Source organism: Geoalkalibacter sp., from assembly GCF_030604225.1.
GTDB lineage: Bacteria > Desulfobacterota > Desulfuromonadia > Desulfuromonadales > Geoalkalibacteraceae > Geoalkalibacter.
The window spans coordinates 1-4,653 of sequence record NZ_JAUVWH010000183.1; the positions used below are offsets into that span (position 1 = coordinate 1).

At 62.8% G+C, this 4,653-nt stretch carries 5 protein-coding genes; 2 read left to right on the top strand and 3 right to left on the bottom strand.

Annotated features, from left to right (window positions below; all coding sequences use genetic code 11):
• Positions 1-485 (top strand): phosphate acyltransferase (locus QAT43_RS14335; protein ID WP_305043770.1); only part of this gene is annotated, 485 nt, incomplete at its 5' end.
• A gap of 136 nt (positions 486-621) precedes the next feature.
• The gene (gene thrC / locus QAT43_RS14340) at positions 622-2,010 is read left to right on the top strand and encodes a threonine synthase (RefSeq protein WP_305043771.1); all 1,389 of its coding nucleotides are present in this window, start codon (positions 622-624) and stop codon (positions 2,008-2,010) included.
• A gap of 81 nt (positions 2,011-2,091) precedes the next feature.
• On the opposite strand, the gene QAT43_RS14345 is transcribed toward thrC, so the two are convergent.
• From QAT43_RS14345 to rfaE2, 3 genes are all read right to left on the bottom strand, one after another.
• The gene (locus QAT43_RS14345) at positions 2,092-3,102 is read right to left on the bottom strand and encodes an NAD-dependent epimerase (protein ID WP_442900278.1); all 1,011 of its coding nucleotides are present in this window, start codon (positions 3,100-3,102) and stop codon (positions 2,092-2,094) included.
• 8 nt (positions 3,103-3,110) lie between these two features.
• The gene (gene gmhB / locus QAT43_RS14350) at positions 3,111-3,680 is read right to left on the bottom strand and encodes a D-glycero-beta-D-manno-heptose 1,7-bisphosphate 7-phosphatase (RefSeq protein WP_305043773.1); all 570 of its coding nucleotides are present in this window, start codon (positions 3,678-3,680) and stop codon (positions 3,111-3,113) included.
• Positions 3,681-3,699: 19 nt separating this feature from the next.
• Positions 3,700-4,653: D-glycero-beta-D-manno-heptose 1-phosphate adenylyltransferase (gene rfaE2, locus QAT43_RS14355; protein ID WP_305043774.1), on the bottom strand; the 954-nt coding region annotated here is incomplete at its 5' end.

Genomic DNA, 4,653 nt, shown 5'->3' on the forward strand with positions numbered 1-4,653 from the left:
CCATCGAACCGACGGCGGAAGAATTGGCGGAAACGGCCATCCTGACGGCCGCCAAGGCCCGTTATTTCGACGTCAAGCCGCGCATCGCCATGCTGTCCTTCTCCAACTTCGGCAGCGCGCCGCATCCATTGACCAACAAGGTGGCCAAGGCGACCAAGCTGGTGAAGGAGTGGGCGCCGGATCTGATCGTCGATGGTGAAATGCAGGCCAACGTGGCCCTGGATCCGGAGATCATGGAAAAACAGTATCCCTTCTCCCAACTCAAGGGCGATGCCAATGTCTTTATCTTCCCCGACCTGCAATCGGGCAACATTTGCTACAAAATGCTCAACAAACTCGGCGGCGCCGAAACCATCGGGCCCATCCTCATGGGTATGAAAAAGCCGATTCACGTCCTGCAGCGCGGCGACAGCGTCGCCGACATCGTCAACATGGCCGCGGTGGCCGTGGTCGACGTGCAGGAGACCCTGGCGGACAAGGTCTGATCCGGGGAGCGAAAGCCCTTAAGCGACACGACAAGGGGGAGCTTCGGCTCCCCCTTTTTCATGCGCTGATTTTTTTTCCGTTTTTTGCCTGTTCTGCTATAGTGGCCGCGAAATTCACCCCCGAGGAGACATTTGCATGCGCTACCAGAGCACCCGCGGCGGAGTCAGCGGCATTTCGTTCAAGGATGCGGTTCTCATGGGCCTGGCCGACGACGGCGGCCTGTTGCTGCCCGAAACCATTCCCAGCCTGAGCCCCGGCGACATCCAGGCCCTGAGTTGCCTGGCCTATCCGGAACTGGCCTTCCAGATCATCTCTCTCTACGCCGGCGATTTGCCCTCCGCCGACTTGAAAACCCTCATCGAGCGCTCCTACCGAAGCTTCACGCATCCCGAAATCACTCCGGTGGTCCATGAGGACGGGGTTTACATCCTGGAACTCTTCCATGGCCCGACCCTGGCCTTCAAGGACGTGGCCCTGCAGTTTCTCGGCAACCTTTTCGAGTACCTGCTCGCCGAGCGCGGTCAAAAAATGAACATTCTCGGCGCCACCTCGGGCGACACGGGCAGCGCCGCCATCGCCGGGGTGCGCGGCAAGCAAAACATCAACATCTTCATTCTGCATCCCCACGGCAAGGTTTCGCCCATTCAGGAACTGCAGATGACCACCGTCACCGACCCGAATGTCTTTAATCTGGCGGTGGAAGGCACCTTCGACGACGCCCAGGCCATCGTCAAGGAGATCTTCGGCGACGTCGCCTTCAAGAACCAGTACGCCCTGGGCGCCGTCAACTCCATCAACTGGGCGCGGGTGCTGGCGCAGGTGGTCTATTACTTCTACGCCTTCGGCCGCGTGCAGCGTCTCACCGATTGCCGCGAGGTCAGTTTTTCCGTGCCGACGGGCAATTTCGGCGACATTTTCGCCGGTTACATCGCCCGACGCATGGGTCTGCCCATCCGGCAACTGATTCTCGCCACCAATGAAAACAACATCCTGGCGCGCATGGTGCGCGACGGCGACTACTCCCTGGGCCAGGTCGCCACCACGCTGTCGCCCTCCATGGATATCCAGATCGCCAGCAATTTCGAGCGCTATCTCTTCTACCTGCTCGGCGAGGACGGCGCCGCCGTCACCCAGGCCATGGCCGATTTCCGCGCCCAGGGCCGCCTGAGCTTCAGCACCGAGCAGCAGACGCGGATTCAGGCCGATTTCGCCGCCCTGGCCGTGGATGATGCGCAAACCCTAGCCACGCTCCGCGCCTTCCAGGAGCAAACCGGCTATGTTCTCGATCCCCACACCGCCGTGGGCGTGCGCGCGGCCCAGGAACTCTCCGGCGGCGAATGCCCCGTGATCTGCCTGGCCACAGCCCACCCGGCCAAATTCGGCGACGCCGTGCGCCAGGCCATCGGCCAGGATCCGCAACGCCCCACCTCCCTGGAAGGCATCGAAGACAAACCCAAACGCTGCCAGGTCATCCCCGCCGCCGTCGAGGCGGTGCGAGAATTCGTGGTGCAACACGCCGGCTGAGGATCAACCACACCCCCCAAAAAAAAGGGCCGTCGCATTCAAATTGCGACGGCCTTTTTTTGAGTAAACCGGAAAAATCGTTCAGATTTTGTAGAAATCCCGATACCAGCCGACAAAGCGCCGGATGCCCTCGGCCAGGGGGGTCGCCGGACGAAAGCCGGTATCGCGCATCAGATCGTCGACGTCGGCGTAGGTCGCCGGCACATCCCCGGGCTGCAAAGGCATGAGATTCTTTTGCGCCTCGCGACCCAGTTCCTGCTCCAGAATGCCGATCATCTCCAGTAATTCCACCGGATTGTTGTTGCCGATGTTGTACAGCCGATAGGGCGCGGCGCTGGTGCCGGGATCGGGGGCATCGCCGCGCCACACGGCATTGGCCGTCGCGGTGCGAAAGGTCACGCGGGTTACGCCTTCGATGATGTCGTCGATGTAGGTGAAGTCGCGCTGCATGCGCCCATGGTTGTAGACGTCAATGGGCCGCCCGGCGAGAATCGCGCGGGTAAACAGGAAAAGGGCCATGTCCGGCCGCCCCCAAGGTCCGTAGACGGTGAAGAAGCGCAACCCCGTGGTCGGCAGGCCGTAGAGATGGCTGTAGGTGTGGGCCATCAGCTCGTTGGCCTTTTTGCTGGCGGCGTAGAGCGACACGGGGTGATCGACGTTGTCGTGAATGGAAAAGGGCATGGCCGTGTTGGCGCCATAGACCGAACTCGACGAGGCGTAGACCAGATGTTCGACCTGATTGTGCCGGCAGCCTTCGAGGATGTTGATGAAACCGACCAGGTTGCTGTCGATGTAGGCGTGGGGGTTGGTCAGGGAATAGCGCACCCCAGCCTGGGCCGCCAGGTTGACCACGCGGGTGAAACCCTCGCGGGCGAACAGCGCCGCCATTCCGGTGCGATCCGCCAGATCGAGGCGCACGAAGCGAAAGCCGTCCCGCCCCTCCAGCCGAGCCAGGCGCGCCTGCTTGAGCGAGACGTCGTAATAATCATTGAGGTTGTCCAGACCGACCACCTCATGCCCTTCCCCGAGCAACCGTTCGCACAGGTGATAGCCGATGAAACCAGCGGCGCCGGTGACGAGAATCTTGTCCATGGTTGGTTTCATGCCAGATCTTCCCCTGTTTGCAGAATGTAATCCACCGCCGCGGAAAGATCCGCGACGACCACGGCCTCCCCGGGCTGCAACTTTTTCGCGTCCTCGCGTCCGTACCCGGTGAGAACCAGCAAGGAACGGCATCCGGCGCGGCGCCCGGCCTGCACATCCGCCAGCTTGTCGCCGACCATGAAGGAGCGGGTCAAATCGATGCCGTGTTCCGCCGCCGCCTGGAGCAGCATGCCGGGCTGCCCCTTGCGGCAATCGCAGTCGATCTTGTAGGGGCCAAGCCCCTGTTCGGGATGGTGCGGGCAAAGATAGAAGGCGTCGACGGCGGCCCCCTGGGCGGCAAGCCGGCGCTGCAAATGCTCATGGAGCAGCCGGACCTCCTCGATGCCGAAAAAGCCGCGCGCCACCCCCGACTGATTGGTCACGACCACGACCAGATAGCCGTCCCGGTTGAGCCGCGCGATGGCCTCGGGCGCGCCGGGGATGAATTCAAAGTCCGCGGGACGAAAAAGGTAATCCTTCTCCACGTTGATCGTCCCGTCGCGATCAAGGAACACCGCCCGGCGCATTCTTGGTCCCTTTTCGCCCTCACTCATCCCGGTAGCGCTCAAGAATCCGCTCGATGACATTGGTGGTGGACTTGCCGTCCACGAAGGGGATGATTTCGACCCGTCCGCCGTAGCTTTCCACCAGCTCCTTGCCGACCACGCCCTCGGGCGCGTAATCCCCGCCCTTGACCAGGATGTGCGGACGTAGGGCGCCGATCAGTTCCAGGGGAGTGTCTTCATCGAAGATGACCACGTAATCGATGCACTTGAGGGCCGCCATGAGATGGGCGCGCTCCTCCTCGCCTATGAGGGGCCGTTTGGCGCCCTTGAGGCGGCGAATGGAGTCGTCCGAGTTAAGCCCCAACACCAAGAGATCCCCAAGATTGCGCGCTTTTTGCAGGTACTTGACGTGTCCCACGTGGAGCAGGTCGAAACAGCCGTTGGTGAAGACGATGCGCTTGCCGCGCTCGCGCTCGCGCTCCAGCACTCGGCCGAGGAGGTCGCGGCCCTTGATTTTCAGGTCGGTGTCGGCATGCCGGCGTCCCGCCACGTCCAGAATTTCGTCGGGCGTGACGGTGGAGGTGCCCACCTTGGCAACCACGATGCCCGCCGCCAGGTTGGCCACCTGCGCCGCCTGCTCCACCGCGAGCCCGGCGCCCAGGCCGATTCCCAGCAAGGCCAGGACCGTGTCGCCGGCGCCGGAGACATCGAAGACCTCGCGTGCCTCGGTGGGCAGATGCACCTCGCGCCCATCGGCGAGAAACAGGCTCATGCCTTCCTCGCTGCGGGTCAGCACCAAGGCCTCAAGGCGCAGGGAATCGCGCAGCGCCCGACCCGCCCGACACAGGCTGGCCTCATCGGTGATGGCGATGCCGGAGGCGGTCTGCGCCTCCTTGCGGTTGGGCGTGAGCAGGGTCGCGCCGAGATACTTGCGGTAATCACTGCCCTTGGGATCGACGACGACGGGGATGCCGGCCGCCCGTCCGATGGCGAA

Excerpts from the sequence above, each read along its gene's own strand:
- thrC (WP_305043771.1), top strand. The coding sequence starts at position 622 with ATGCGCTACCAGAGCACCCGCGGCGGAGTCAGCGGCATTTCGTTCAAG.
- QAT43_RS14345 (WP_442900278.1), bottom strand. The coding sequence starts at position 3,102 with ATGGACAAGATTCTCGTCACCGGCGCCGCTGGTTTCATCGGCTATCAC.
- gmhB (WP_305043773.1), bottom strand. The coding sequence starts at position 3,680 with ATGCGCCGGGCGGTGTTCCTTGATCGCGACGGGACGATCAACGTGGAG.